At 66.3% G+C, this 24672-nt stretch carries 25 protein-coding genes; 12 read left to right on the plus strand and 13 right to left on the minus strand.

Features of this window, described 5'->3' with window-relative positions:
- The first annotated feature begins 6 nt into the window (after positions 1–6).
- The 5 genes from BLS11_RS09900 (at position 7) to BLS11_RS09920 (ending at position 5339) form a co-directional block, all read left to right on the plus strand.
- Complete coding sequence (locus BLS11_RS09900) at positions 7–978, plus strand: ABC transporter permease (RefSeq protein ID WP_092536713.1); 972 nt, start codon at positions 7–9, stop codon at positions 976–978.
- On the plus strand, positions 975–2177 hold the full coding sequence (locus tag BLS11_RS09905) for an ABC transporter permease (RefSeq protein ID WP_092536716.1): 1203 nt from the start codon (positions 975–977) through the stop codon (positions 2175–2177). Before BLS11_RS09900 ends, BLS11_RS09905 begins: the two co-directional genes overlap by 4 nt.
- The gene (locus BLS11_RS09910) at positions 2174–3250 is read left to right on the plus strand and encodes an ABC transporter ATP-binding protein (RefSeq protein WP_092536719.1); all 1077 of its coding nucleotides are present in this window, start codon (positions 2174–2176) and stop codon (positions 3248–3250) included. Before BLS11_RS09905 ends, BLS11_RS09910 begins: the two co-directional genes overlap by 4 nt.
- Positions 3247–4569 (plus strand): ABC transporter ATP-binding protein, encoded by a 1323-nt coding sequence (locus tag BLS11_RS09915; protein WP_092536722.1) that lies wholly within the window; start codon positions 3247–3249, stop codon positions 4567–4569. The genes BLS11_RS09910 and BLS11_RS09915 overlap by 4 nt, the downstream gene beginning before the upstream one ends.
- Before the next feature lie 65 nt (positions 4570–4634).
- Positions 4635–5339, plus strand: a complete 705-nt coding sequence (locus BLS11_RS09920) for a type 1 glutamine amidotransferase domain-containing protein (RefSeq protein WP_092536725.1) — start codon at positions 4635–4637, stop codon at positions 5337–5339.
- Positions 5340–5385: 46 nt separating this feature from the next.
- Here BLS11_RS09920 and BLS11_RS09925 read toward each other — a convergent pair whose 3' ends face one another.
- Positions 5386–5688 carry a transcriptional regulator gene (locus BLS11_RS09925; protein WP_092536728.1) on the minus strand — a complete coding sequence of 101 codons (303 nt, stop codon included), beginning with the start codon at positions 5686–5688 and terminating at the stop codon, positions 5386–5388.
- Between the two features lie 145 nt (positions 5689–5833).
- Between BLS11_RS09925 and BLS11_RS09930 the strand changes: the two genes are divergently transcribed.
- On the plus strand, positions 5834–6796 hold the full coding sequence (locus BLS11_RS09930) for a nucleotidyltransferase family protein (protein ID WP_092536731.1): 963 nt from the start codon (positions 5834–5836) through the stop codon (positions 6794–6796).
- Between the two features lie 64 nt (positions 6797–6860).
- Here BLS11_RS09930 and BLS11_RS09935 read toward each other — a convergent pair whose 3' ends face one another.
- On the minus strand, positions 6861–7577 hold the full coding sequence (locus BLS11_RS09935; protein WP_092536734.1) for a diphthine--ammonia ligase: 717 nt from the start codon (positions 7575–7577) through the stop codon (positions 6861–6863).
- Between the two features lie 115 nt (positions 7578–7692).
- On the opposite strand from BLS11_RS09935, the gene BLS11_RS09940 reads away from it, so the two are divergent.
- Positions 7693–7872: a hypothetical protein gene (locus BLS11_RS09940; protein ID WP_092536737.1), complete on the plus strand. Its 180-nt coding sequence runs from the start codon at positions 7693–7695 to the stop codon at positions 7870–7872.
- Between the two features lies 1 nt (position 7873).
- Here BLS11_RS09940 and BLS11_RS09945 read toward each other — a convergent pair whose 3' ends face one another.
- Both BLS11_RS09945 and BLS11_RS09950 read right to left on the minus strand, forming a co-directional pair.
- Entirely contained in the window at positions 7874–8827 is a 954-nt protein-coding gene (locus BLS11_RS09945; protein ID WP_092536740.1) for a phosphoadenosine phosphosulfate reductase family protein, read from the minus strand.
- Positions 8828–8964: 137 nt separating this feature from the next.
- Positions 8965–9936: a phosphoadenosine phosphosulfate reductase family protein gene (locus BLS11_RS09950; RefSeq protein WP_092536743.1), complete on the minus strand. Its 972-nt coding sequence runs from the start codon at positions 9934–9936 to the stop codon at positions 8965–8967.
- A gap of 182 nt (positions 9937–10118) precedes the next feature.
- Between BLS11_RS09950 and BLS11_RS09955 the strand changes: the two genes are divergently transcribed.
- Positions 10119–10646 carry an AAA family ATPase gene (locus BLS11_RS09955; RefSeq protein WP_175454424.1) on the plus strand — a complete coding sequence of 176 codons (528 nt, stop codon included), beginning with the start codon at positions 10119–10121 and terminating at the stop codon, positions 10644–10646.
- Between the two features lie 109 nt (positions 10647–10755).
- Here BLS11_RS09955 and BLS11_RS09960 read toward each other — a convergent pair whose 3' ends face one another.
- The 4 genes from BLS11_RS09960 to BLS11_RS09975 form a co-directional block, all read right to left on the minus strand.
- Positions 10756–11322, minus strand: coding sequence for a DUF7110 family protein (locus tag BLS11_RS09960; RefSeq protein WP_092536749.1), 567 nt, complete (start codon positions 11320–11322; stop codon positions 10756–10758).
- 145 nt (positions 11323–11467) lie between these two features.
- Positions 11468–11809, minus strand: a complete 342-nt coding sequence (locus BLS11_RS09965; RefSeq protein ID WP_092536752.1) for a glutaredoxin family protein — start codon at positions 11807–11809, stop codon at positions 11468–11470.
- A gap of 62 nt (positions 11810–11871) precedes the next feature.
- Positions 11872–12513: a transcriptional regulator GfcR gene (gfcR, locus tag BLS11_RS09970; RefSeq protein WP_092536755.1), complete on the minus strand. Its 642-nt coding sequence runs from the start codon at positions 12511–12513 to the stop codon at positions 11872–11874.
- Positions 12500–13570: a glucose 1-dehydrogenase gene (locus BLS11_RS09975; RefSeq protein WP_092536758.1), complete on the minus strand. Its 1071-nt coding sequence runs from the start codon at positions 13568–13570 to the stop codon at positions 12500–12502. Before BLS11_RS09975 ends, gfcR begins: the two co-directional genes overlap by 14 nt.
- 288 nt (positions 13571–13858) lie before the next feature.
- On the opposite strand from BLS11_RS09975, the gene BLS11_RS09980 reads away from it, so the two are divergent.
- Positions 13859–14641 (plus strand): alpha/beta fold hydrolase, encoded by a 783-nt coding sequence (locus tag BLS11_RS09980; RefSeq protein ID WP_092536761.1) that lies wholly within the window; start codon positions 13859–13861, stop codon positions 14639–14641.
- Between the two features lie 22 nt (positions 14642–14663).
- On the opposite strand, the gene BLS11_RS09985 is transcribed toward BLS11_RS09980, so the two are convergent.
- The 3 genes from BLS11_RS09985 to purB all read right to left on the minus strand — a co-directional run bounded on the left by BLS11_RS09985 (position 14664) and on the right by purB (position 19358).
- Positions 14664–16367, minus strand: a complete 1704-nt coding sequence (locus tag BLS11_RS09985) for a Na+/H+ antiporter (protein ID WP_092536765.1) — start codon at positions 16365–16367, stop codon at positions 14664–14666.
- A gap of 136 nt (positions 16368–16503) precedes the next feature.
- A complete protein-coding gene (locus BLS11_RS09990; protein ID WP_092536768.1) occupies positions 16504–17748 on the minus strand; it encodes an aryl-sulfate sulfotransferase in 1245 nt (414 codons plus the stop codon).
- Between the two features lie 215 nt (positions 17749–17963).
- Positions 17964–19358, minus strand: a complete 1395-nt coding sequence (gene purB, locus BLS11_RS09995; RefSeq protein ID WP_092536771.1) for an adenylosuccinate lyase — start codon at positions 19356–19358, stop codon at positions 17964–17966.
- 168 nt (positions 19359–19526) lie between these two features.
- Between purB and purH the strand changes: the two genes are divergently transcribed.
- Positions 19527–21104, plus strand: coding sequence for a bifunctional phosphoribosylaminoimidazolecarboxamide formyltransferase/IMP cyclohydrolase (gene purH / locus BLS11_RS10000; RefSeq protein ID WP_092536774.1), 1578 nt, complete (start codon positions 19527–19529; stop codon positions 21102–21104).
- Between the two features lie 106 nt (positions 21105–21210).
- Here the strand turns inward: purH and BLS11_RS10005 are convergent, their stop codons facing one another.
- Complete coding sequence (locus tag BLS11_RS10005) at positions 21211–21396, minus strand: DUF7534 family protein (RefSeq protein WP_092536777.1); 186 nt, start codon at positions 21394–21396, stop codon at positions 21211–21213.
- A gap of 306 nt (positions 21397–21702) precedes the next feature.
- Here BLS11_RS10005 and BLS11_RS10010 point away from each other — a divergent pair, with 306 nt between their 5' ends.
- Complete coding sequence (locus BLS11_RS10010) at positions 21703–22461, plus strand: helix-turn-helix domain-containing protein (protein ID WP_092536780.1); 759 nt, start codon at positions 21703–21705, stop codon at positions 22459–22461.
- 244 nt (positions 22462–22705) lie between these two features.
- Positions 22706–24196: an amidohydrolase family protein gene (locus BLS11_RS10015; RefSeq protein WP_092536783.1), complete on the plus strand. Its 1491-nt coding sequence runs from the start codon at positions 22706–22708 to the stop codon at positions 24194–24196.
- Between the two features lie 21 nt (positions 24197–24217).
- Here BLS11_RS10015 and BLS11_RS10020 read toward each other — a convergent pair whose 3' ends face one another.
- Entirely contained in the window at positions 24218–24646 is a 429-nt protein-coding gene (locus tag BLS11_RS10020) for a universal stress protein (protein WP_092536786.1), read from the minus strand.
- Between the last annotated feature and the right edge of the window lie 26 nt (positions 24647–24672).

Genomic DNA, 24672 nt, shown 5'->3' on the forward strand with positions numbered 1-24672 from the left:
GAACCGATGAAGTGGTACGTCGCCCGCCGACTCGCGTGGGCAGTCGTCGCGACGTTTCTCGTCCTGTCGCTCACGTTCGGTCTGATGGCGGCGTCGCCCGACCCGCAGGCGTCGGCGTACGTCGCCCAACAGGTGCAGTCCGGCGGCGACTTTCAGGACGCGCGCGACACCTACGAGACGGCGCGCGGGCGGGACAGACCGCTGTGGGTGCAGTACAGAGAGTACATGGTTGGGATGCTCACGCTCGATTGGGGGTGGTCGGAGACGCGTTCGCAACCGGTGACGGCCGCCATCGCGGAGGCGTTACCGTACTCCGTGATGTACGCGACGCCAGCGGTGCTGTTCGCGACGGTGTTCGGCGTCGCACTCGGCCTCTACTCGGCGGTCAACCGCAACTCCCTGCGGGACTACGCGGCGTCGTCGTTCGCCTTCTTCGGCGTCAGCATCCCGGACTTCTGGTTCGGGATTCTCCTGATACTCGTCTTCGGGTCGTGGTTGGGGTGGATACCCGTCTACTTCCGCGCCGACGTGCCGTGGTTCTCGCTCGAAAACGCGCGGCAACTCGTCGCACCGACGCTCGTCGTCGCGCTCTCCTCTCTGGCCGGCGAGATGCGGTTCTCCCGCGCGACGGCGCTCGAATACGTCAACGCGGAGTTCGTGAAGGCGGCGAAGGCGAAGGGCGCGGGCGGGTGGCGCCGCGTCACCCGGCACGTCTTCCGCCCGGCGCTCGTCCCCCTCTCGACCATCCTCGTCGGCGATATCTTGAACATCGTCCTCGTGAGTTCTTACCTCGTGGAAGTCGTCTTCGGCATCCCGGGGCTTGGGCAGTTGAGCTATCGGGCGATACTGCAACAGGACGTGGCCCTCGTCCTCGGCACGGTTCTCGTCCCGACGTTCGTCGCCATCGTCGGAAACCTCTGTCAGGATATCGCGTACACGGCGCTGGACCCTCGAATCGACTACGGTGAGCGGCGATGACGGGGAAAGAGAGCGCCGTCCCCGACGCCGACGCCGAAGGCCGGTTCGAGGACGTCGAGTGGGAGACGCTCGAACGCGCGGGCGTCGCCGCCCTCTCCCGGCGGACGGTCGGCTTCGGACTCTGCGTCGCCGCCGTCGCGGCGGCGTTCGCGTACGACTTCGCCCTCGTCCCCGACGGCGACCCGACGCTCTCGACGCCGTTCGTCTGGGAGGCGAGCCAACTCGACTGGCTGCTTTTGGTTGCGCTGTCGGCCGTCGCGTGCTACGGCGTCGCCCCCCTGCTCTCGAACCCCCGGCGGAGTCGGCGCTACTGGCGCGAGTTCCGGACGAACCGCGCGGCCGTCGTCGGCGCCGCCTACCTCGCCGTCGTCTTCGGACTGGGACTCGTCGGCCCGGCGTTCGTCGCGAAACCGGAACTGAACGTGCTGGCGCAGTACCAGCCCCCGGTGTTCCTCTCGGCGACGGAATCGACCGTCGGAGCCTGCGTCGGGCCGGTGGTAGACGGGGCGTGCCGCGGGACGTGGCGCTACCCCCTCGGGACGACCGGTCAGGGGAAGGGCATCCTCGCCAGCGTCGTCTACGGCATGCGGGTGAGCCTCGCCGTCGGACTCGTGACGCCCCTCCTCGTCGTCGCCGTCGGCACCGCCGTCGGCACCGTCGCGGCGTACTCCGGCGGCGTCACGGACGAACTTCTGATGCGGTACGTCGATATCCAGATGACGTTCCCGACGTTCTTCCTCTACCTGCTCCTGTTGTACCTGTACGGCGGGACGCTGTTTCTGCTCGTCGTCATCTTCGGCCTCACGAGTTGGGGTTCGACCGCCCGAATCGTCCGGTCGGAAGCACTCCAACGCCGTGAGGAGGGGTACGTCCGCGCGGCGGAGAACGCCGGCGCGGACGAGTGGTGGATAATCCGCGAGCACATCGTCCCGAACGTCTCCACCACCGTCGTCACGAACGCCACGCTTCTCGTGCCGAGTTTCATCCTGTTCGAGGCGGCGTTCTCCTTCCTCGGACTGGGCGACCCGACGGTCCCCTCGTGGGGGCAGGTCATCGCCGCGGGGCGGAGCGACATCGACACGGCGTGGTGGGTGTCCACCGTTCCCGGCGTCTTCCTCTTTACCACCGTCCTGGCTTTGAACTTCGTCGGCGACGCGTTGCGGGACGCGTTAGACCCGCGAACGGAGGGTGAGCGATGAGCGACCCGTTGCTATCCGTGCGGGACCTGAAGACCCACTTCCGAACCGACGAGGGGACCGTCCGCGCGGTGGACGGCGTCAGCTTCGACGTGAACCGCGGCGAGACGGTCTGCGTGGTCGGCGAGAGCGGGTCGGGCAAGACGGTCGCCGCCGAGTCCATCACGCGACTCGTCTCCGAACCGCCGGGGGAAATCGTCGGCGGCGAGGTGCGGTTCGACGGGCGGGACGTCTCGGAGATGAGCGACCGCGAACTCCGGTCGCTCCGGGGCGGCCGCGTGGGACACGTCTTCCAGAACCCCCAGAGCGCGCTCAACCCGGTGTACACCGTGGGGTGGCAGATTCGGGAGGCGATTCAACTCCACGAGGACGTGAGCGACGCGGCGGCGCGCGAACGGGCCGTCGACCTGTTGGACCGCGTCGGCATCCCGGACGCGGCGCGGCGCGTCGACGACTACCCCCACGAGTTCTCCGGCGGGATGAAACAGCGAGTCGTCGTGGCGATGGCGTTGGCCCCCAACCCGGACCTCATCGTCGCCGACGAACCGACCACGGCCCTCGACGTGACCATCCAAGCGCAGATACTCCGCCTCCTCGATCGGGTGCAAGAGGAGTTCGGGACGGGAATCCTCCTCATCACGCACGACCTCGGGGTCGTCGCGGAAGTCGCGGACCGCGTGGTCGTCGTGTACGCCGGGAAGGTCATGGAGGCGGGCGACGTGTTCGAGATGTTCGACGACCCCGCTCACCCCTACACCCGCGCGCTCTTGGACTGCCTCCCCGGACGCGGCGACGGGGCGACGACCATCGGCGGGTCGTCGCCCTCGCCGACGGACCCGCCGGCGGGGTGCCGATTCCACCCTCGGTGTCCCCACGCCGTCGCCGAGTGTCGCGCGGGCGACCAACCGCCGATGAACCCGGTCGGCGAGGGCGAGAGCGAGGGAGAGGGAGGCCACCGCGTCTCCTGCGTCCACTTCGGCCCCGGCGGCGACCCGTCGGTCGTCCGCGGGAGCAACGGCGACGGGGAGACGAGAGGCGACGCGAACGACGTGAACTGCGGAGGTGAGACGCGGTGAGCGACGACGCCCCCCTCCTCGACGTTCGGAACCTCACCAAACACTACCCCGTCACGGAGGGGATCCTCAAGCGCGAAGTCGGCCGAATCCGGGCGGTCGACGGCATCAGCTTCACCGTCGAACGCGGCGAGACGGTCGGCCTCGTCGGCGAGTCGGGGTGCGGAAAGTCCACCGCGGCGACGACGCTCCTCCGCCTCGACGAACCGACCGACGGGCGAGTGCTGTTCGAGGGGCGGGACGTCACGGCGTTCGACGACCGGGAACTGAAGCGGTTCCGTCGGGAGGCGCAGATGGTGTTTCAGGACCCCACCTCCAGTTTCGACCCGCGGATGTCCGTCGGCGAGTCGGTGGCCGAACCGTTGCGCATCCACGGCATGCGCGACCGGACGCGACGGCGGCGAATCGTCGCCGACCTCCTCGAACGGGTCGGACTCTCCGCCGCCGACGCGGACCGCTACCCCCACGAGTTCTCCGGCGGGCAGAAACAGCGTCTCGCACTCGCCCGCGCCCTCGTGTTGAACCCGAGCCTCCTCGTCGCCGACGAACCGGTCTCCGCGCTGGACGTGTCGATTCAGGCCGAGATTCTGTCGCTGATGGGCGACCTACAGGACGAGTTCGGCCTCGGGATGCTGTTCATCAGCCACGATCTCGCCGTGGTCCGGGAGGTGTGCGACCGAGTCGCGGTGATGTACCTCGGCGAGATAGTCGAACTCGCGGAGACGGACGAACTGTTCGAGAACCCCCGGCACCCCTACACGCGGGCGTTGCTCTCCTCGATTCCGACGCCCGACCCGACGAAACGCGGCGGCGGCGTCGAACTCACCGGCGGCGTGCCCAGTCCGGAGAACCCGCCCGACGGGTGTCGCTTCCACACTCGGTGTCCGGAGGTGATTCCGCCCGACGAGTACGACGTCGAAGCGTCGGCGTGGCGCGCGGTGATGGACCTCCGCGTGCGCCTCGAGCGGTCCGAGTTCGACGCGGACGGCGTCCGCGAACTCGGCGGCGACGAAACGCCGGCGGACGATTCGGAGGCGGTGGCCGCGGCGGTTCGCCGCGAGTTCGACATCCCGGACCGACTCTCGGACGACCGGGCCGAACGCGTCCTCTCGAACGCGCTGGAAACGCTCGCGGCGGGGGACGGTGCGGCGGCGCGCGACACTCTCGCCGAGGCGTTCGAGACGGTGTGCGAGACGGACGCGCCGGAACTCCGCCGCACGCCCGCGGGAGGCCGGGCGGCGTGTCACCTCGTCGAGTCCGCCGACGGAGAGACGGATTCTGGGACGGACGGGGCGTCGTCGTCGCACTCGGACGCCGACTGACGCTACCCACCGCAAGTTTCCGAGTCCGCGTCCCTTTTTCGGCTCCCGCCCGTACGGTTCGCCGTATGACCGACGAAGCCACTGCGTTATTCATCGTGAGCGAAGAGGGGTACTGGGCCGAGGAGTGCATCGAACCGCTGACGACGCTCACCGACGCGGGCGTCGATATCACCGTCGCGACGCCGTCGGGGTCGGAACCGGTGGTGGACGAACGCTCGACCGACCCCGAGAACGTGGGCGAGGAGACGGCCGAGTACGTCAAGGAGGTCATCGAGAGCGACGACCGACTGGCGAACCCCGAACCCCTCGCCACCGTCGACGCCGAGGAGTACGACGCGGTGGTGTTCCCCGGCGGTCACGGTACCGCGTGGGACGTAAATCAGGACCGCCACGCGCGGCAGGCCCTCCTGAACGCCGTCGCCGGCGACGAGGGCAAAGCGCTCGTCGTCTGCCACGCCGTCGGCATCCTCGCGTTCACTCGCGAAGCCGACGGGAGTTTCCTCGTCGAGGGCCGCGAGGTGACGGGCTTCCCGAACGAGTGGGAGGAGGGCATCGTCGACGACAACGACCTGATGCCCGACGGTCGGAAACTCCCCTACTGGGTCGAAGACGAGGTGAAGGCCGCCGGAGGCGAGTGGGACGCCGAACTCGACGCGGACGCGAGCGTCACCGTCGACGGCGACTTGGTGACGGCTCGCGGCCCCGAGTCCTCCACCGCCGCCGCCGAGGCGTTGCTGGAGGAACTGGAACTCGGAGCGGTCGCCGAGTAACGTACTTCGGCGACGTTCTCGATATCGATTCGACGGTTTCGGCTCGTTACTGTATCACGAACGCCGGTTCCTCGATGCGTTCGCTCCGGCACTCCGGACAGCGCGAGGGGTAGTTTATCAGGTCGTCGAACGCCGAGAAGCCGCACTCGCGGCACTCCGGCGGCGCGACGAGGAACTGCTCGTCGGCGTCGTTGGAATCGACGGACCGGGAGACGTGTTCGAGGTGGTCGTACGCCGCCGACCGCGGGATGCCTATCTCCTCTGAGATGTCCGTCGCGGTGTGAGGCTCCGACCGAAGGGCGTCGGCTATCTTCGTTCTGGTCGTCTCGTCGCCGTCCGACTCGGGCATACGGTCCGGTTCGTTCCGGAGGGACGTATGCCTTCCCCGTCGTTCCGCGGCGGCGAGTCGGCATCGGCGGCGTCTTTCGATTTCATTCCGAACGTATCCGTAAATATGAGAAAAGAACTTGATAGCAGCGACAGTCTGAACGAGCATGAAAGCCGTGGTTCTTGCCGGCGGGTACGCGACGCGACTGTGGCCAATCACGAAACACCGGCCGAAGATGTTCCTCCCGGTGGGTGACGGGACGGTCATCGACATCATCTTCGACGACTTGGAGGACGACGACCGCATCTCCGAGGTGTTCGTCAGTACGAACGAACGGTTCGCCGAGACGTTCGAGGAGTACCTCGACGACACCGGCTACGAGAAGCCGACGCTCTCCGTCGAGGAGACGGTCGAGGAGGACGAGAAGTTCGGCGTCGTCGGCGCACTCGAACAACTCATCGACCGCGAGAACGTCGAGGAGGACCTCGTCGTCATCGCGGGCGACAACCTCCTGTCGTTCGACGTCGCCGAGTTCGTGGACTTCTTCGAGGAGAAGGAGACGCCCTGCCTCGCGGCGTACGACGTGGGTTCGAGGGAACGCGCCAAGTCGTACGGGCTGGTCGAACTCGACGGCGACCGGGTGACGAACTTCCAAGAGAAGCCCGACGACCCCAACAGCACGCTCGTCTCCATCGCCTGCTACGCCTTCCCGGCGGAGACGCTCCCGAAGTTCGACGAGTACCTCACCGGCGGCAACAACCCCGACGAACCCGGCTGGTTCCTCCAGTGGCTACAGGAACGGGGCGACGTCCACGCGTTCACCTTCGACGGCGCGTGGTTCGACATCGGAACCGCCGAGAGCTACCTCGACGCGGTGTCGTGGTACCTCAACGGCGAGAACTACATCCACGACTCCGCGACGGTCGAGAACTCCGACCTCGGAGAGAACGTTCACGTGATGGCCGGAACCACGGTCGAAAACTCCTCGCTCGACCGCACGGTGGTGTTCAGCGACTCCGACATCCGCGACGCCGACATCCGAAACACCATCGTCGACGAGGACACTCACATCGAGAATCTCGACCTGTCGAACGCCCTCATCGGCGCGCACTCGCGACTGCAGCACTGACGCGCCGTCTCGCCCGTCCCGAACCGCCGAACGTGAGCGGCTCTTTTCGAGGCCCCGACCCCGGTCACCCGAGGGACGCGTCCGTGATTTCGAGGTAGCCGCGCGTCCCCTCCCACACCGTCTCGTACTCCAGTTCGACCGGGCGGGACATGTGCGGGCCGTCGGTGACGAACGTCTCGAACTCGCCGCCCTCGCCGAGGACGTGGACGCCGTACTCCTCGTTGAGTTCGGCCAGTTCGTCGAGCGCCGCCGCGTCGAGCGTCCGGCCGAGCCACGACTCGTCGAGTCCGCCGGCGGCCACCTGCAGGATCGTTATCTCGAACCCGGCGTCGAGCATCGCCTCGCCGAGTTCGCGGGGGTCCTCCCGCCAGAGGGGCGCAAAGAGGTCGATACCGAGCCTGTCGCACATCCCCTGTATCCGGCTCGTCTGGTACTCGCTCTCTATCGCGCCCGCGGTGACGCCCGCCAAATCGAGGTCCGACGCGAGTTCTTCGAGGGCGGCTTCGAGGGGTTCGAGTTCGGCGTCGCCCTGCGCGGTGGCGTCCTCGGCGTTCGGCGCGTCGAAGTCGTCGGGGTACACCTCGACGTGTTCGATGCCGACGCTCTCGGCGGCCAAGGAGGTGAGGTGCGTCGCCGGGACGTGGTACATGAAGGAGTCCTCGCTCGGGTGGACCGTCAGCAGGCGCGTCACGTTCAGTCCCTCTTCGAGGGCGCGGTACAGGGCCCACGCGGAGTCCTTGCCGCCGGAGAAGAGGCTCACCCAGTCGCCGGATGCGGTCATTGGTGGCGGTAGGTCGGAGGGGTACTAACCCCCTGCGGTTCGGCGGGTCCTCGGCCGTACGCGGTCGCCGTCGCACCTCCGAAAGGACATACGTGTCAACTGAGACGTACGGCCGATGAGTGCGCTCGGCGGGTGGCTCAAGTTCTGGTTCGTCCTCGGAAACGCGCTGGCCGTCCTCGCGTTGGTCGCCTTCAACCTCGACAATCCCCTCGTCGCAGTCGTCGCCGGGGCGGTCCTCCTCTTTGCGTTCTTCTACTTCTTCGCGCCGGACCCCGCCGACTCCCGAAGCCGGTAGTTCACATGTAGCCCAAATCGCGGAGTCGGCCCATGAGGTTCTCTTTGTCCTGCGCGCGTCCGGACCGTTCGGTCGTGTTCTCCATGTCCTGCGCCCACGCCGGTCGGTCGTCGGCCTTCGCGGACCCCGATTCGGTGCCGAGAGAGCGGAACCCCTCGAAGTACTTCGGCGAGACGGGGAGGTCGGCGGGCGAGACGCCGTCGGGCAGGTCTTCGGCGGAGTCGGGAACGTGACCCGCGGGGTATCCGGGGACGGCGTCCGGCACGACGACGTTCCAGAACGCCGCCCACACGTCGGCCTCCGCGAACTGGAGGACGGGGTGAACCCGGTCGTGCGGCGGGTACGTCTCGGCGTCGTGCCGCGGCGAGAAGAACGTCTCCGCCGCCCGCGACTCCTGTTCGTCCCACCGGACGCCCGAGAGGACGCCGTCGAACCCGCGTTCCTCGATGACCTCGCTGAGGGCGACGGTCTTCAGGAGGTGGTTCCCCTCGAAGGAGTCCGCATCGAGGACGAACGTCTCGTCGTCGTAGCCGAGGCGTTCGAGTTCGCGCCGGTTCCGGTCGCCGAGTTCCGCGACCGGAATCTCGTCGCCGGGGGTCGCGCCGAGTCGGGCCGCGCCTTCGTTCCGGGCGACGACGAGTTCGAGGTTCCACGTCTCGGCCCAGCGTTCGACGAACGCGACCGTCTCGGAGAAATGTTGGTAGTGGTCGATGAAGACGACGGGCGGCGTCTCGTCGCCGAGGTCCGCGGCGACGTCCATCGCGACGGCGAGGACGAGCGTGGAGTCTTTGCCGCCGGTCCACGTCACGGCGGGGCGGCGGTACTGGGTCAGAGCCTCGGCGACGACGGCCGCCGCCTTCGCCATCTTGTCGTCGAGGGAGGGGTAGTCGGCGGCGGACCGCCCGCGGCCGTCGTCGTAGTCGACCGAGAGGTACGACGGGAACGTCTGAGACACGAGCGTCGTACGCGCGAGACCCGTATCTACTTTTCTGCGCGGACGCGGCGCTGTTTACGGACTTCCGAAAGAGAAAACGCGGGTCGGCGACCGACCCGTCGAAACCGACCGTCAGAGTGAGTGTCGTCCGACCGCGTCTACATGTAACCGAGATCGCGCAGACGCTCCATCAGGTCCTCTTTGTCCTGGGCGCGACCCGCGCGTTCGGTCGTGTTCTCCATGTCCTGCAGCCACGCCGGTTCGTCCGTGGTCTTGTCCGTCGAGACTTCGCTGCCGAGAGAGCGGAAGCCCGCGAAGTACTTCGGCGAGACGGGGATGTCGTCCTGCGTGAGACCGTTCGGCAGGTCGTCGCCCGACTCGGGGACGTAGCCCTCCTCGGGGAACCCTTCGACGGTGTCCGGAACGACGAAGTTCCAGAAGGCCTCCCAGACGGCCGCCTCGTCGAACTGGAGGATGGGTTGAATGCGGTCGTGGGGCGGGTAGATGTCCGGGTCGTGACGCGGCGAGAAGAACGTCTCGTCGGCGCGCGCCTCCTGTTCGTCCCAGCGGACGCCGGAGATGACGCCGTCGACGTCGTGCTCTTCGAGGGTGTCGTTCAGCGCCACCGTCTTCAGGAGGTGGTTGCCGACGTACGTGTCGAGCAGGAACGGGAACGTGTCCTCCTCGTACTCCAGCAGGTCGCGGACGTGGTGCTGGTTGTGCTCGGAGAGTTCCGAGACGGGGATGTCGTCGCCGGGTTCGAGGTCGTTCTCCTCGACGTACTGCCCGACGTCCTCGTTGCGGGCGTAGATGACGTCGAGGTCCCACTTCTCGGCCCAGTGGTCGACGAAGTCGTGAATCTCGTCGAAGTGCTGGTAGTGGTCGATGAACACCGCGGGCGGCGTTTCGAGGTCGTACCTCTCGGCGACCTCTTTGATGAAGTAGAGCGTGAGCGTGGAGTCCTTGCCGCCGGTCCACATCACGGCCGGGTTCTCGTACTCTTCGAGACCCGTCTTCGTGACTTCGATAGCCTTCTCTATCTTGTCCTGGATGGTCGGATAGTCTTCGGGCGATTCGCCTTCGCCGTCTGTGTAGTCGACGTCGAGGTAGTCGGGGAAGCCTTCCGGCATCGTGTAATGAGATATAATTACCACCGTAAAGTGTCTTTTGACCTCCGCAAACGGTGAGAACGGATGCCAACGAGTCGGAAATAGACACAGTGTTCGGCGGAGACTGGTCGGGGCGCGTCGGGAGTCGAACGGCGGAGAGAGGCGACGCGAACGGATTTCCGTCCGTCGCCCGTACGTCCGCCGTGATTGTCATCGTCTGCGGCCTCCCGGCGTCCGGAAAGACGACGCTTGTGAGGGGACTTCGACGCCGCCTCTCGGACCGGGGCCACGCGGTCGAGTCGTTTCACTCCGACGACTACGACCGTCGGACGTACGAGCGCATGTACGAGGAGGTGGCCGCGACGCTCGGCGTCGCGTCCGCAAACCGGACGCAGTCCGGTGACGTCGCAGAGCGATACGAACGCGCCGGGGCGGACGCGACGGTCGACGTACTTTTGGACGGCACCTTCTTCGAGCGACGGTGGCGGAACCGGTTCTACCGACTCGGCACCACCTACGAAGTGTGGGTGCGGGCGTCGCTCTCGACGTGTCTGGAGCGGAACCGCAACCGCGCGGACTCGATTCCCGAGGAGGGACTGCGGGCGATTCACGCGCGGTTCGAACCGCCGAGGGCGGATTTGGAGATAGACACCGAAGCGCTCGACGCGGCGGTGGCGCTCGACGGACTGGAAAGTGCCGTCCTCGGGTGGATGAGACGGGAGAGCAAGTGAGGGGAGGAACGCGAAGAGAGGAGACGAGAGCCCGGCGCGTCGAGTCGAAAAGCGAGACGAAGAGCGCCGGATACTAGTTTTCGAGCGGTGCCCGGAGGATGCTCCGAACTTACGAGATGAACTTGTTGTCCCGCCAGTTGACGCCGCCGCCGTTCTGGCTGTTCTGGCTGGGGTTCTCGACGACTTCGATGGAGGCGGGGCGCTTTTCGCCCTCGACGATGCGCGTCGCGTCGAGGTCGCCGTCCGTCTCCGTGATGGCCGTGAGCGTCCCCTTCTCGGCGATGAGCGCGATTTCGCGCAGGACGAGGAACATGGGGTACTGCAACGCGGTGTTCTGGAGGACCGTCTCTCGGTCGCCCTTGAAGCAGGCGAACTCGACGAGTTCGGAGGGAATCTCCTCTTCCTCCTCGTCGCCCCACCGCGGACCGCCGGCGCGCGGCGGTTCCTCCTCGTAGACGCGGTTCTCGGTGACGCTTGCTTTCAACTGCGCGGTCGGCGTGTACTTGCTCAGATTGTCGTCGGCGGCGACAGCTTTGAGGATGAGCGTGTTGTTCCGCCGAGTGACTTCGACGTTCTCGATTTCCGGCGGAAGGTCTGGGGAGTTGTCGAAGTATTCCTCGACGTCTTCCAAGGGCAGTTCAAGTGTCGAATGGAGTCGATATACGCGGCCTGACATTGTTGGATGAGTGGTTTGGGTTCGGAGCGCGATCGGCGCGACGTCGATACCTACGTGAAACTACGGGTTGCGGGCTTATATGGCCTACTCTTTGGTTCGCGTCTCGAAGCGTGACACGAAGTCGGACTCTCCGCTGACTGACAACTTACGCTTTCAGCGTCTCTTCGAGTTCGCCGCGCTCGTCGAGTTCCGCGAGGATGTCGCTCCCGCCCACGAACTCCCCGTCGACGAACGTCTGCGGAATCGTCTCCCAGTCGCTGTGCGAGGAGAGCGCCACCCGGTACTCGTCTAAGGCGGGGAGGACGTCCACCGTCTCGAACTCCTCGACGTGTTGGGAGATGAGTTCGAGCGCCTTCGCGGAGTAGCCGCACTGCGGCATGAGGCGGTTCCCCTTCATGAACAGCACCACGTCGTTGTTCTCGATGGTGTCGTCGACGCGCGCCTTCACGTCCTCGTCGGACAGTTCGCTTCCGGGTTCGAAAGTCATGCCTGACGGTACGCGACGGGAGGTGAAAGGAGTTGCGTCGGCCGAATACGCGGCGACGAGGGTTACTCGTGTCCGACGCCGACCACGTCGATGAGCGAGTACACCGGAACGTCGTCCACGTAGTCGATGCCCTGCTTGTCCACGATGACGACGCAGGCCACCGGGCGGCCGCCCTCGTCGCGGATGGCGTCGATGGTCTCGCGCATCGTCGTCCCCGAGGTGACGGTGTCGTCTACCACGTAGCACTCGCGGTTGCGAATCTGCGCGAAGTTCCGCGAGAACGACCCGCCGAGGTCCTCGATGTCGCCCTCCTCCCACTGGTGCTTCGCGGGCGCGTACGACCCGAGGTCGGTGTCGAGTTCCTGCGCGACGACGGTAGCGAGGGGCGCGCCCGCCTTCTCGATGCCGATGGTGAGGTCTACCTCGTCGCCCTCCGACGCGAGGAGGTCCGCCATCGCCCGCGCGACGTTCGTCATGCGGCGGGAGTCCCGGCCGATGGCGCTCCAATCGACGTGGATGTCCTGCGGGCCGCCGGCCTGCGGTTCCTCCGCGGGCGTCGTCTCGGGGCTCGAAACGCCGCTTCGCTCCACGAGCCAACTCGCCGTCTCCCGGGAGACGTTGAGTTCGTCGGCGATTTCGCCCTTCGAGAGGCCCCGGTCTGCGAGTTCCGCTGCGCTCGAAATTAGGTCGTCAACGTTCTTCATGTTCGCTGAATTGGACGGCGGTTTTTATAGTGGTATCGTCGTCGACGAACGCCGCCTCGAAATCGTCGAGTCCGTGAATCCCGGTGACCAACGAGTCGACGAACCACGACGGCAGTTCCGCCAGCGTGTCCGTCGCCGCCTCGAAGTGCTTGACGTGGGAGTTGACGCTGCCGACCAACGCCTTGTTGTGGAGGACCATCTCCCGGTGGAGCGACCCGCCGTCAACCTCGAACTCCCACGGACCGGGGACGCCGAGGAGGGCGGCGACGCCGTTCGGCGCGAGGGCGTCGACGCTCTCGAAGGCGTGTTTCGCGTACCCCGTCGCCTCGTAGACGAAGTCCATCGGTTCGTGCACCTCCGCCACCTCCGAGACGGGCGTCTTCCGGGAGTTGACGTACGTCGCGCCCAGTTCCTCGATTATCTCGATGGTCGGGTCCGGGCGTTCGCGCCGCCCGAGACAGTAGAGGCGGTCGAAGTCTTCGCGGAGGAGCGCGACCGTAAGCAGGCCGAGACTGCCGTTCCCCAGCACGATGGTCGATTCGGGCTCCCAGGTGAAACTCGACCGGGAGGCGTAGGCGAGTTCGACGGCCTTCTCGGAGATGGAGAGCGGTTCCACGAGGAAGCCGAGCGACGCCAAGGAGTCGGGGATTTCGACGAGGTACTCCTCGGGACTCGTGAAGTACTCGACCATGAACCCGTGCGCGCCGACGATGCCGCGTTCGTGGTACTCGCCGGACGGGGCCATGTCGGGTTCGCCTCGCTCGAAGTACTCGTTGTCGCCGTCGGGCGGCCGTCGGACCGTCGGAACGACGATATCGCCGCGTTCGAACGCCGTCCCGTTCGGGTCCTCGACGACGCCGACGGCTTCGTGGCCCAACACGAGGTGGTCCTCCCCCTCCGGGTGGCCGCCGTGGCCGCCCGAGATGACTTCGTGGTCCGTCCCGTCCACCCCGACTCGGAGCGTCCGAACGAGCGCCTCGCCCGGCCCCGGCGACGGCCGCGGTTTCTCTACGAGCGACGGCTTGTTCTCCCCCCGCTTGACTGCGATAGCTCTCATGTACGTCCCTTACTATCTACCCCACCAAAAGATTTATTCTATTTCGAGTAAAGCATTTTCTACGGTGAGCGTTCCGCGTCACCTCAGCCCGGACGCGTCGCAGACGCGGTATCCGTCCAGCCCACCCGTGTCTCGCTCACCGGATCTGTGCCACTTTTCGGTCACCGGCTTCTCGGTGGCTGCGCTCTCTCGTCTCTCCACCGGCGGCTCACGTTCGTTCCCCTGAAACACCGGAAAACCGACGCACAGGGAGTCTGTTTAAGGAATTCCCGCGCGAGTTACTTCGATATGAGCCAACCAGTAGCCGAGAGTAAACTCGATCACGTCGACGTGGTCGGCCCGCCGGACGCGCCGCCCATCGTGTTCGTTCACGGAACGGTGTTCAACCGGACGATGTGGGCCCCCCAACGGGAGGCGCTCTCCGAGGAGTACCGCGTCATCGTGCCCGACCTGCCGGGACACGGCGGCCGCAGGGACGAGTCGTTCACGCTGGAGGCGGGCGTCGAGACGGTCAGGCAGGCGGTCGAGCAGTTCAGCGACGACCCCGTCCACCTCGTGGGGCTCTCGCTCGGCGGGTACGTGGCGACGGAGTTCGCGCACCGGCACCCCGAGAGCGTGGCGGACCTCGTAATCTCGGGGAGTAGCGCCAACCCCGTCGGACTGCTCGGAACGATGAGCGACGCGGCGGGTCGCGTGACGCTCCGCCTCTCCGAAATCGAACTGGTCGAGAAGGCGGTGGACCGCCTCGCCGCCCAGTGGGTTCGGAGCCGCGACCTGCCGTCGGAACAGAAGTCCGAAATCGTCGACGCCGGGTTCGACCTCCGGCCGTTCGGGGAGGCGGGGCGCGAAATCGCCGGGACGGACTTCCGCTCGTCGTTCGCCGACTACGACGGGCCGAAACTCGTCCTCAACGGCCAGTGGGACGTGCTGATGCGTAGTGGGGAGAAAGCCCACGCCGCCGCCGGGGACGCGAGCATCGCCGTCGTCGAGGGCGCCGGCCACGCCTGCAACCTCGAACGCGACGAGAAGTACGTGCACATCGTCCGCCGGTTCATCGAACTCGACCGGTAGCCGGGACGGTCCGTCCGCGACGCTAGTCCTGCTTCGTCTCGTCGAGTTCGGCGGAGTGGACGTCGAACTCCGCGGCGCGGTGCCGCCAGAACTCCTCGTAGGCCTCCTCCTCGCGCCCGCCGACGGTGCTCTCGCCGGAGGACACCCGGTCGAGTTTGATGTTCACCTCCTCCAGCAGTTGCTCGCCGACTTCGTCGGAGACGGTTCCGGTTCGCACCGCGTCCATGACGGCGCTCTTCTCCCGTTGGAGCAGTTGCCGTTCGCCCGTGAGCAGTTCCTTCCGGCGTATCTCGGGGTGCGTCGCGTGCAGTTCTTGTATCGCCTCGTTGAGGTCCTCCCGTTCGCGTTCGTACTCTTCCGTGAAATCCTCGTAAACGGACGGCGAAATCTGTCGCTTTTCGCGGAGTTCGTCGGCCGCTTCGAGGCCCGCGTCCACGGCCCGGACGCGTCCGACGAGCAGTTCGTACAGTTCGCCGGCGTGCGAGCGGGTCACCACGTCGAGTTTGTCGAGCAACCACCCGATGGAGAAGCCCTGCACGACGAGGCTGAACGCGGCGACGCCGAACACCATCGCGCGCAGTTCCTCGCGGAACGGGAACGGTGCGCCGCCCTGCACCGTCTGCGGCAACCCGAGGACGAGCGCGATGGGTATCGAGGCGTGGAGGCCGCCCCACACCATCACGTGCTGGTAGTCGAACGACACCTCCGTGTGGATGAACCGGTTCGCCAGCGCCGACATCGGGTAGACGGCGACGGCCCGCGCGAGGATGACGAGGACGATGGCGATGAGGATGAGGCGGCCGTGCGCGAGCAGCCGGTCCACGGGCGTCTGGACGCCGATGGCGACGAAGATGAACGTGTTGACGATGAACGCGGCCGTCTCCCACGTGTTGAAGATGGAAATCTTCGTCTGTGGGCTCATCGCGTACTCCGCGCCGCGGTTCCCGATGAACAACCCCGCGACGACGGTGGCGATGACGCCGCTGACGTGGAGGTAGTGTTCCGCGAGCAGGAAGCTCCCGTACGCGAGGATGGCGGTCAGGACGATTTCGGTCATGTGCTCGTCTAAGTTGACCATCACGCGGTAGACGGCGTACCCCGCCGCGAGTCCGACGAGGACGCCTCCGGCGCTGGAGACGAGGAACTCCAAGACGACGTCCCCCAGCGTCGCGGGGTCGAACAGCGCGTTCGAGTCGACGCCGGAGGTGACGAGTCCGAGAAGCGACGAGAAGACGACGACGCCCACGCCGTCGTTGATGAGGCTCTCGCCCTCCACGAGCGTCGAGAGTCGCTCCGGCGCGCCCACCTCGTCGAACAGCGCCAGCACGGAGACGGGGTCGGTGGGGAGAATCATCGCCGCGAACAGCATGGCGACGAGGAGCGGAAAGCCGAACGCGTAGCTGCCGAGAAAGCCCAACACCGTCACCGAGAGGATGAGTCCCGGGACGGCCAAGGTGAGGATGACCGGCAGGTTCGTCCGGAACTCCTCTAAGTCCGTCGTCGCCGCGCCCTCGAACAGCAACGGCGGAAGCAGGACCAAGAGGATGATGTCGTGAGAGAGTTCGATGCCGAACTCGATACCGAGAACCGACGCCGCCAACCCCGCGAGTAGGAGCGCGATGGTGTAGGGAAAGCGGCCGATTCGTGCGACGACGACGCCGACGACGCCGCCCAACAGGAGAACGCCGATGAGGTCGAGCAACTCGGCCTCGACTCCGACTGCCATGGGACGGCGTTTTCTCGCCCGGCGGAAAAATGGTTCATGCCGAATCGGAGACAGTCAGTAGATTCGAGGGGTTGGACCGACGGCGTCGAACGGTAATTCGATTGGAGAGAGACTCGCCGCGTCGTCGGACGGTCCGTTACCCTCGCCACCAGAGGACGGCGCCGACGAGGGCGCCGACCAGACCGACGGTGGCGACCACGAGGTGCCACGGCGTCACCCAGTAGGGAGTGACGTACACGTGGGTCAGGGCGGCATAGGCCCGGCTGAACATCGGGATGGACGCATTACTCGGCTCGCTGGTCTCGGCGGCGGGCGTCGCCGTCGAGGCAGAGACGGCACCGTTGTCGCCGTACCGTTGTGCGCCGACCTGTTCGCCGACGGGCAGTCGGTCGGCTTCGTACGGCATTCCGGCGACCCGTTGGCTCCAGACGACGCCGCCTGACTCGTTCACCTCAACGACGCGGTTGTTCCGACTGTCCGTGACGAGCGTGTTGCCGTTCGGGAGCCGGTCTGCGTCCCGCGGCCAGTCGAAGGCGACGCCGCCCGCGGACGAGACGGACCATGCCGCCTCCCACTCGCCCGTCGATTGGTTCTCGTGGAGTTCGACGATTCGGTCGTTCTCGGAGTCGGCGACGAGGACCGCGCCGTCGCCCAACCACTGCGGATTGTGCTGGTAGTACAGCATAGAGGGGTCGCGGTCCTCGTTTATCACGTCCACCACGCCCTCCCCTCGTTCGATTATCAGGAGTTGGTGCGCGTTCCGGACGCTAACGAGGAATCGACCGTCGCCGAGGTGGTCGACGTCGTTGATGTGGAGCCAGTCCGTCTCTGTAGGATCGGCGGGCGCCTCGTAGTACGAACTCGCGTTCCACTGCCACGTTATCGTGCCGTTGCGGTCGACGGTGAACACCCGTTCGTACTCCATGTCGGCGACGACGACTTCGTTCGACGGGAGGACCTCCGCGTCGTGGACTTCGCTGTTGAGGTGCGACCGGACCGGGAACGTGTAGTTCCACGTCACCTCCCGGGTGTCGGGGTCGATGATTCGAACGCCGGTCCGCGGACACGGGCTCTCGAACCGCCCACACTCCGTCTCTTCCTTCACGAGGAACGCCGTGAGTATGTTCCCGTTGTCGAGGACCGTCACGTCGTGGTAATTCGTGGCGTTCCGGTCCTCCCAAAGGACGTCGCCGGAACTGTCGATGACGGCGACGCGGCCGTCGGGCGACCCCTGCACCCCGACGATGGTCCGGAACTCGCTGTCGGTCTCAGTGGACACCGACGGGGTCGTCAACGCGGTGACCGCGAAGAAGAGGGCGACTGCGACGACGCTCGTGACGAACAACGCCTGCCCGACGCGCTTCTGGCTGATTCGCGACACTATCCTACACCACACCGATGAAGATATTAAACATCGGGGCGTCAGCGAGTGATTAATCTCGCCAACAAACACGATAACTCGCGTTAGGCGGTGAATCGAACGCGTGAGTCGCCGTCTAGTAAAATATCCCGATAGTATCTAAATTGTGATAGTACTTCTGAGAGACTGGAATCCGGCCGACGCCCGCGGCGGCGAACCCCGAACCGGGTGCGCCCTCAGGCGTCGTCGAGTTCGTCCACGAGTTCGTCGCCGAGGCCGACGTACGTCGAAGGCGACAGGGCGCGGAGTTCCTCGCGGACGGACTCGCTCACGTCCAACTCCTCGAACAGGTCGCGGAAGTCCTCGATAGTCACGTCGCGCCCGCGGGTGAGGTCCTTGACGCGTTCGTACGCCTCGGTGTCGCCCTCGCGTCGGAGGATGGTCTGGACCGCCTCGCCGACGAGTTCGGGGTGGGCGTCGAGTTCCTCGCGCATCACCTGCTCGTTCGGGACGACCTTTCGGAGGCCCGTCGCGGCCTTCCCGTAGCCGATGAGACAGTGACCGAACGCCGCGCCGACGTTCCGTTTGACCGTCGAATCGGACAGGTCCCGTTGGAGGCGGGAGTTCGTCACGTAGTCCGCGAGGAACGTGAGGTCGGAGTTCGCCTTCGAGAGGTTCCCCTCGCTGTTCTCGAAGTCTATCGGATTGACCTTGTGCGGCATCGTCGAGGAGCCGGTTTCGCCCGCCGCCGCCTCCTGTCCGAGGTAGCGGTCGGAGACGTAGAGCCACACGTCGAGGTCCAAATCCAGGAGGACGTTGTTGACGCCGCGGAGGGCGTCGAACAGGGCCGCGAGGTCGTCGCAGGGGTTCACCTGCGTCGTCAACGCGGTGTGTTCGAGGCCGAGTCCCGTCACGAACTCCCGGGAGAACGCCCGCCAGTCCACGTCGGGGTAGGCGGCGACGTGTGCCGCGTAGGTACCCGACGCCCCCGCGAGTTTCCCCGAGAGGCTCGCCGCCGCCTCTCGGACGCGTCCGAGTTGCCGGCCGAGTCGGGCGGCGTAGACGGCCATCTCCTTGCCGAACGTCGTCGGCGTCGCGGGTTGGCCGTGCGTTCGCGCGAGCATCGGCGTGTCGCGGTACTCCCGCGCGAGTTCGACGAGTTCGTCGCGCACCTCCGTCGCGGCGGGGACGAGGACCTCCTCGGCGGCCGGTTTCGCCAACAGGCGGTGCGCGAGGTTGTTCACGTCCTCGCTCGTGAGGCCGAAGTGAATCCACGGGTGGACGCGTTCGGGCGTCTCCGTCCGCAGGAAGTACTCGACCGCCTTCACGTCGTGGTTCGTCGCCGAGTACCCCGCCGCGCCCTCCGTCTCCAGTCGCTTCACGAGGCGGGCGTCCTCGGCGTCGAACTCCTCGTACAGCGACCGGAGCGTCTCGCGTTCGGCCGGAGAGAGCGACAACGGCGTGGCGTCCAACTCGGCGAGGGCGAGCAGATACTCGGCTTCGACTCTGACGCGCGCCCGGATGAGCGCCGCTTCGCTGGCGTACGGGACGAGCGGTTCTGTTCGGCCCGCGTAGCGACCGTCGAGTGGGGAGACGGCCGAGAGGGGGTCCGCCCGCGGAAGGTCGTCCATGGGCGAGGATGCCCCCGGCCCGACCTAAAGCGTGTCGATGGATCTCTCCACTACCGTGTATAAATACCCGCGCCGAACACCCTGTGATCGCGAAATGTATCCACGGACGAGCATACTTCTCCCTCGAACATCGCAACTGTTTTTCTCCCGGCGGGTGGGCGTACCACCATGACCAAGATTGCGGGCTTGGCGAGCAACCGCGGACGGAACCTGCTTCACATCGACGAACGCGCGCCGGGCGGCGCGGAACTGGCCGTCGTCCTCTCGAACGAGGAGGGCGCGCCGGTTCTCGACGCCGCCTCCGAACGCGGCATTCCGACCGAAGTCGTCGCGCGCGAGGACGGCGAGTCCCGCGAGTCCCACGAGAAGCGCATCCTCGGCCGCCTGTCCGCGTACGACTTCGATTTGGTCTGTCTCGACGGCTACATGCGCGTCCTCACCGACGAGTTCATCGACAACGCGCCGACGACGCTGAACGTCCACCCCTCGCTCCTCCCGTCGTTCCCCGGGATGGACGCCCACGAACAGGTGTTGGAGGCGGGCGTCCGCACGACGGGGTGTACGGTCCACGTCGTCACCGAGGAGGTGGACGGGGGGCCGATCGTCACCCAAGAGGCCGTCCCCGTCTATCAGGACGACGACGAGGCGTCGCTGAAACGGCGAGTGCTCCGCGAGGGCGAGTTCGTCGCCTACCCGCGCGCGGTGCGGTGGTTCGCCGAGGGCCGGGCCGAAGTCACGGACGACGGCGTCGTCGTGGAGGGCGACGACGGCGGCGACTTCCCCGAACGCCGCGTCGTCTCGAACGACCGCGCCTCCGAACTGCGCTACGGCGAGAACCCCCATCAGGACGCCGCCGTCTACGCCGACGACGCCTGCGAGGAGGCCAGCGTCGTCCGCGCGGAGCAACTCAACGAGGGCGCGAAGGCCCTCTCGTACAACAACTACAACGACGCCGACGGCGCGTTGAACCTGATAAAGGAGTTCGACGACCCCGCCGCGGCGGTCATCAAGCACACCAACCCCGCCGGGTGCGCCACCGCCGACACCCTCGCGGAGGCGTACGACCGCGCCCTCTCGACTGACCCGATGAGCGCGTTCGGCGGCATCGTCGCCCTCAACCGCGAGTGCGACGCCGAGACGGCCGAACAGATAGTCGACTCGTTCAAGGAAGTCGTCGTCGCGCCGGGGTACACCGACGCCGCACTCGACGTTCTGACCCAGAAGGACAACCTCCGCGTGTTAGACGTGGGCGAGTTGGGAGAGCGAACCGACCGCCTCACCGAGAAACCCCTCGTCGGCGGGCGACTCGTGCAGGAACGCGACCTGTGGGCACCCACGGCCGAGGACGTGGACGTCGTCACGGAGACGGAACCCACCGACGAGCAACTGGAGACGATGCTGTTCGCGTGGAAGGTGCTGAAGCACGTGAAATCGAACGGCATCCTCTTCGCCTCCGGCACGGAGACGGTGGGCGTCGGCATGGGGCAGGTGTCCCGCGTGGACGCCGTCCGCCTCGCCGCGATGAAAGCCGAGGAACACGCCGAGGGCAAGGGCGCGGAGGGTGCCGTGATGGCGTCGGACGCGTTCTTCCCGTTCCCGGACGGCATCGAAGAGGCCGCCGAGGCCGGAATCGAGGCGGTCATCCAACCCGGCGGCTCCGTCAACGACGAGGACGTCATCGACGCCTGCGACGAACGGGACATCGCGATGGTGTTCACCGGGCGTCGGTGCTTCCGTCACGACTGAGCGGAGCGAAGGACCGTCTAAAGCCAGCGAGACGAACGGAGTGAGTCTCGTGCGGTTTCCGCCACGACTAGCGGCGGAAACTCGTGGCCGAGCGTGAGCGAGGACGTCAGACCGGAAGCCCCCTTTTGTACACTATCCAGTACGAGAGGGGAATCGCCACCAACAGAATCACCGGTACCGTGAGTATCTGCGTGTACGGGTCCGGTGGGGTGAGGAAGGCGCTCACGACGAAGCCGAGAGTTACGAGCGTGACGGAGACGAGTAGGAACCGCGTCCACAGCGACTGATTCATAACAGTACATGTACGCTCTGATACATTAACCCCCGCTACGGCCGGCCGGGCGAGCGTTCGGTCCGTCGGAGCGACGGCGATGCTCCACCTCGTCCTCCGCAGACAGTCATCTGCGGTTCGTCGGCTGACGCGTCCGCTCGCACCAGGGAGTAGTACGAGCAGTATCTTCGAGAGTACGTCGTCAAGAGAGAGACATACGTTTTCGCTGTGGGGTGCGTTCCGCACGTTCCCGGGGACACGGGTCGCCGCTGGGTTTGGAACATACCAACCGAGCGCTCTTGTGGGTCGCGGGCCACCGTACTCCTAATGCGCGAGTTCGCCTTCACCGTCACCTACGAGGAGGGTGCGGACGACCTGATGGACGTTTTCATCCGGAATCCGGGGCTCTCTTCGCACACCGTCTCCTGCCACGTCTCCGAGGATACGATGTGGCGCGTCGACGAAGTCACGGGTCCCGAGGACACCCTCGACGCCTACGACGACGTCCTCGCGCGGCTCACCCGTTGTTCGAGCCTCCGCGGGATGGGCGGGTGTGCCCTCGACTGGCGCCACGAGGTGCTGGAAGAAACCCCGACGAGTCGCGTCGTTTACTCCCAGCAGTCGGAGAGTCCCGGCTGTCGCTCTATCCCCTACTTGGTCGCGAACCACCTCGGCGACGGCGTCCTGCTCCACGCCGAACAGCACCGCCACAACTACGTCTGGCGCGTCGTCGCCGACGACGACACCGCGATGAGCGAGGTGTACGAGCGACTCGCCGACAACCTCCGCGAGGGGCTTTCGCTCACCTTCGACTACGTCGAGAGCGCACCCGACTGGTCGAACCGCCGGACCGACGACGCCAGCCTCCCGCCGAAACAGCGCGAGGCGCTCGAACTCGCCGTCGAACGCGGCTACTACGAACGGCCCCGACGCAACTCCCTGCAGGAGATTGCAGAGCAGGAAGGAATCCCCACCTCGACGCTCCAATACCGCATTACGAGCGCCGAGCAACGCGTCGTCAAGGCGTTCCTCGGCGACTCCGCGCCCACCGGACCGTCGGTCCCCGTGTCGGCGCTGTCCCAGTAGCGCCGACGCCGGCGACATCGCCGACACGACCAGCGCACTCTCCTCTCCCGCGCCTCTCTCTGTCCACACTCCGCGCCGTTTCTTCGCGGTAGCGCATCGTCACGATACCGCGATCAGGTCAGAATCGATACCCAAATTACCAGTATCTCACTACGGTCGGAACGGATGGTAAGATAGTTGAGAGGAAGGTTGGAATATTACGAACGAACACCTATTTTCTTCTCGCTGTAAGCTGGCGTTGCACATGGTAGACGAGACTGAGACCTCCGAAACGGGCATGTCGCGCCGCAACTACCTCCAAACGGGGGCGGCCGCCCTCGCGTCGGTCGCGTTCGCGTCGAACGCGGCGGCCGACGAACAGGAATCCGACAGTTCGGGTGGCACGTCCGGCGGAAGTAACCCGACTCTCATCAAGGACGGGACAGTTGTCACGGTCGACCCCGACCACGGGATTCGGTACGACACGGACGTCTACGTGAAGAACGGCGAGATCCGGGCCATCGAGAAAGACATCAGCGCGCCGTCGGCCGACGTCATCGACGCGAGCGACTCCATCGTCGTACCCGGATTCGTCAACGCCCACCTCCACACGTGGGAGTCCGGCGTCCGCGGCATCGCGGGCAACTGGACGTTCATGGAGTATCTGGAGAAGATGCTCGGCAACATCAGCAGCCAGTACCGCCCGCAGGACGCCTACCTCGGCAACCTGTTCGGCGCGGTTCAGCAACTCAACGCGGGGACGACGACCGTCCTCGACTGGTTCCACATCGCCAATTCGCCGGGGCACACGAACCGCGCCATCGAAGGGCTTGAGGACGCGGGCATCCGCGCACTGTTCGCTCACGGCCCGCCTGGCGACGACAGCGCGAAGTGGTGGGAGAACAGTTCGGTGACCCACCCCGACGACATCCGACGGCTGGCCCGCGAGCGATTCCCGAGCGACGACGGCCTGCTCACCCTCGCCATGGGCGCCCGCGGCCCCGACTACTCGACGGACGAAGTCACCCGGAAGGACATCGAACTCGCCCGCGAACTCGGGATTCCGGTGTCCATGCACATCGGCTCGCTCGGCCCGGGCGGCGTGAAGAAACTCGACGAACTCGGCCTCCTCGGCGACGACCTCAACTACGTCCACGGAAACCGCCTCACCGAGGAGGAGTTCGAACTCGTGGGACAGTCCGGCGGGTCGCTCTCGACGACCCCCGAGGTCGAACTCCAGATGGGGATGGGGATGCCCGCGCTCGGCGACGCGCTCGAAGCCGGCGCCGTCCCCTCTGTCGGCGTCGACATCGTCTCGAACGTCAGCGACGACCTGTTCACCCAACTCCGGATGGCCCTACAGGTCGAGCGGGGCATCCGTAACCAGTCCGCCGTCGAGGCGAACGAACAGATTCAAGACGTCACGCCGACCGCCCACCGGGCGCTGGAGTTCGCCACCATCGAGGGCGCCCGCGCGCTCGGTCTGGAGGACGAAATCGGTTCGCTCACGCCCGGCAAGCGCGCGGACATCACCATCATCGCCGGCGACGACCTCAACACTGCGCCGGTCCACAACCCCGTCGAGACCGTCGTCCTCCAAGCCGGCATCGAGAACGTCGACACCGTACTCGTCGACGGGAACGTCGTCAAACGCGACGGCCTCGTCTACAACCGCACGGCACAGAACAACCTCGACCGCCTAGAGCGGTCCGGTCGCCGCATCCTCCGTGAGAGCGGGCTGGCTACGAGCGAGTGACCGACCCCTTCCGTCACTGACTCAGATGCTCACGACGAGAACCGGCCGGTTCGTGTTCTGGACGACGCGTTCAGTGACGCTGCCGAGACTGGCGAGTTTGTCGCGCCCGGTGCGGCCGTGGGTTCCCATCACCACTAAGTCCACGTCGTGTTCGTCGGCGTAATCGAGGATACAGCGGTACGGGACGCCCTTCCGGACGGCCGTCGTCGCCTGCACGTCGGCGTCGCGGGCGGCGTCGGCCACCGCCTCGACGGCTTCTATCGCCCTGTCGTGCAGCGAGTTCGCGACCGCTTCTCGCTGTTCCACCCCGGCCGCCATGCGGATGCGCCGGTCCACCACCGAGAGGGCGTGGACGGTCGCATCCCGCGTTTTGGCGATGTCGAGGGCGTGTTCGAGTGCGACGGCGGTGCCCTCGCTTCCGTCCGTCGGGACGAGTATCGAGTCGTACATGCCTCACCGTTCGGCGCGTACGTGCT

Source organism: Halopelagius longus (assembly GCF_900100875.1).
Classification (GTDB): Archaea; Halobacteriota; Halobacteria; order Halobacteriales; family Haloferacaceae; genus Halopelagius; species Halopelagius longus.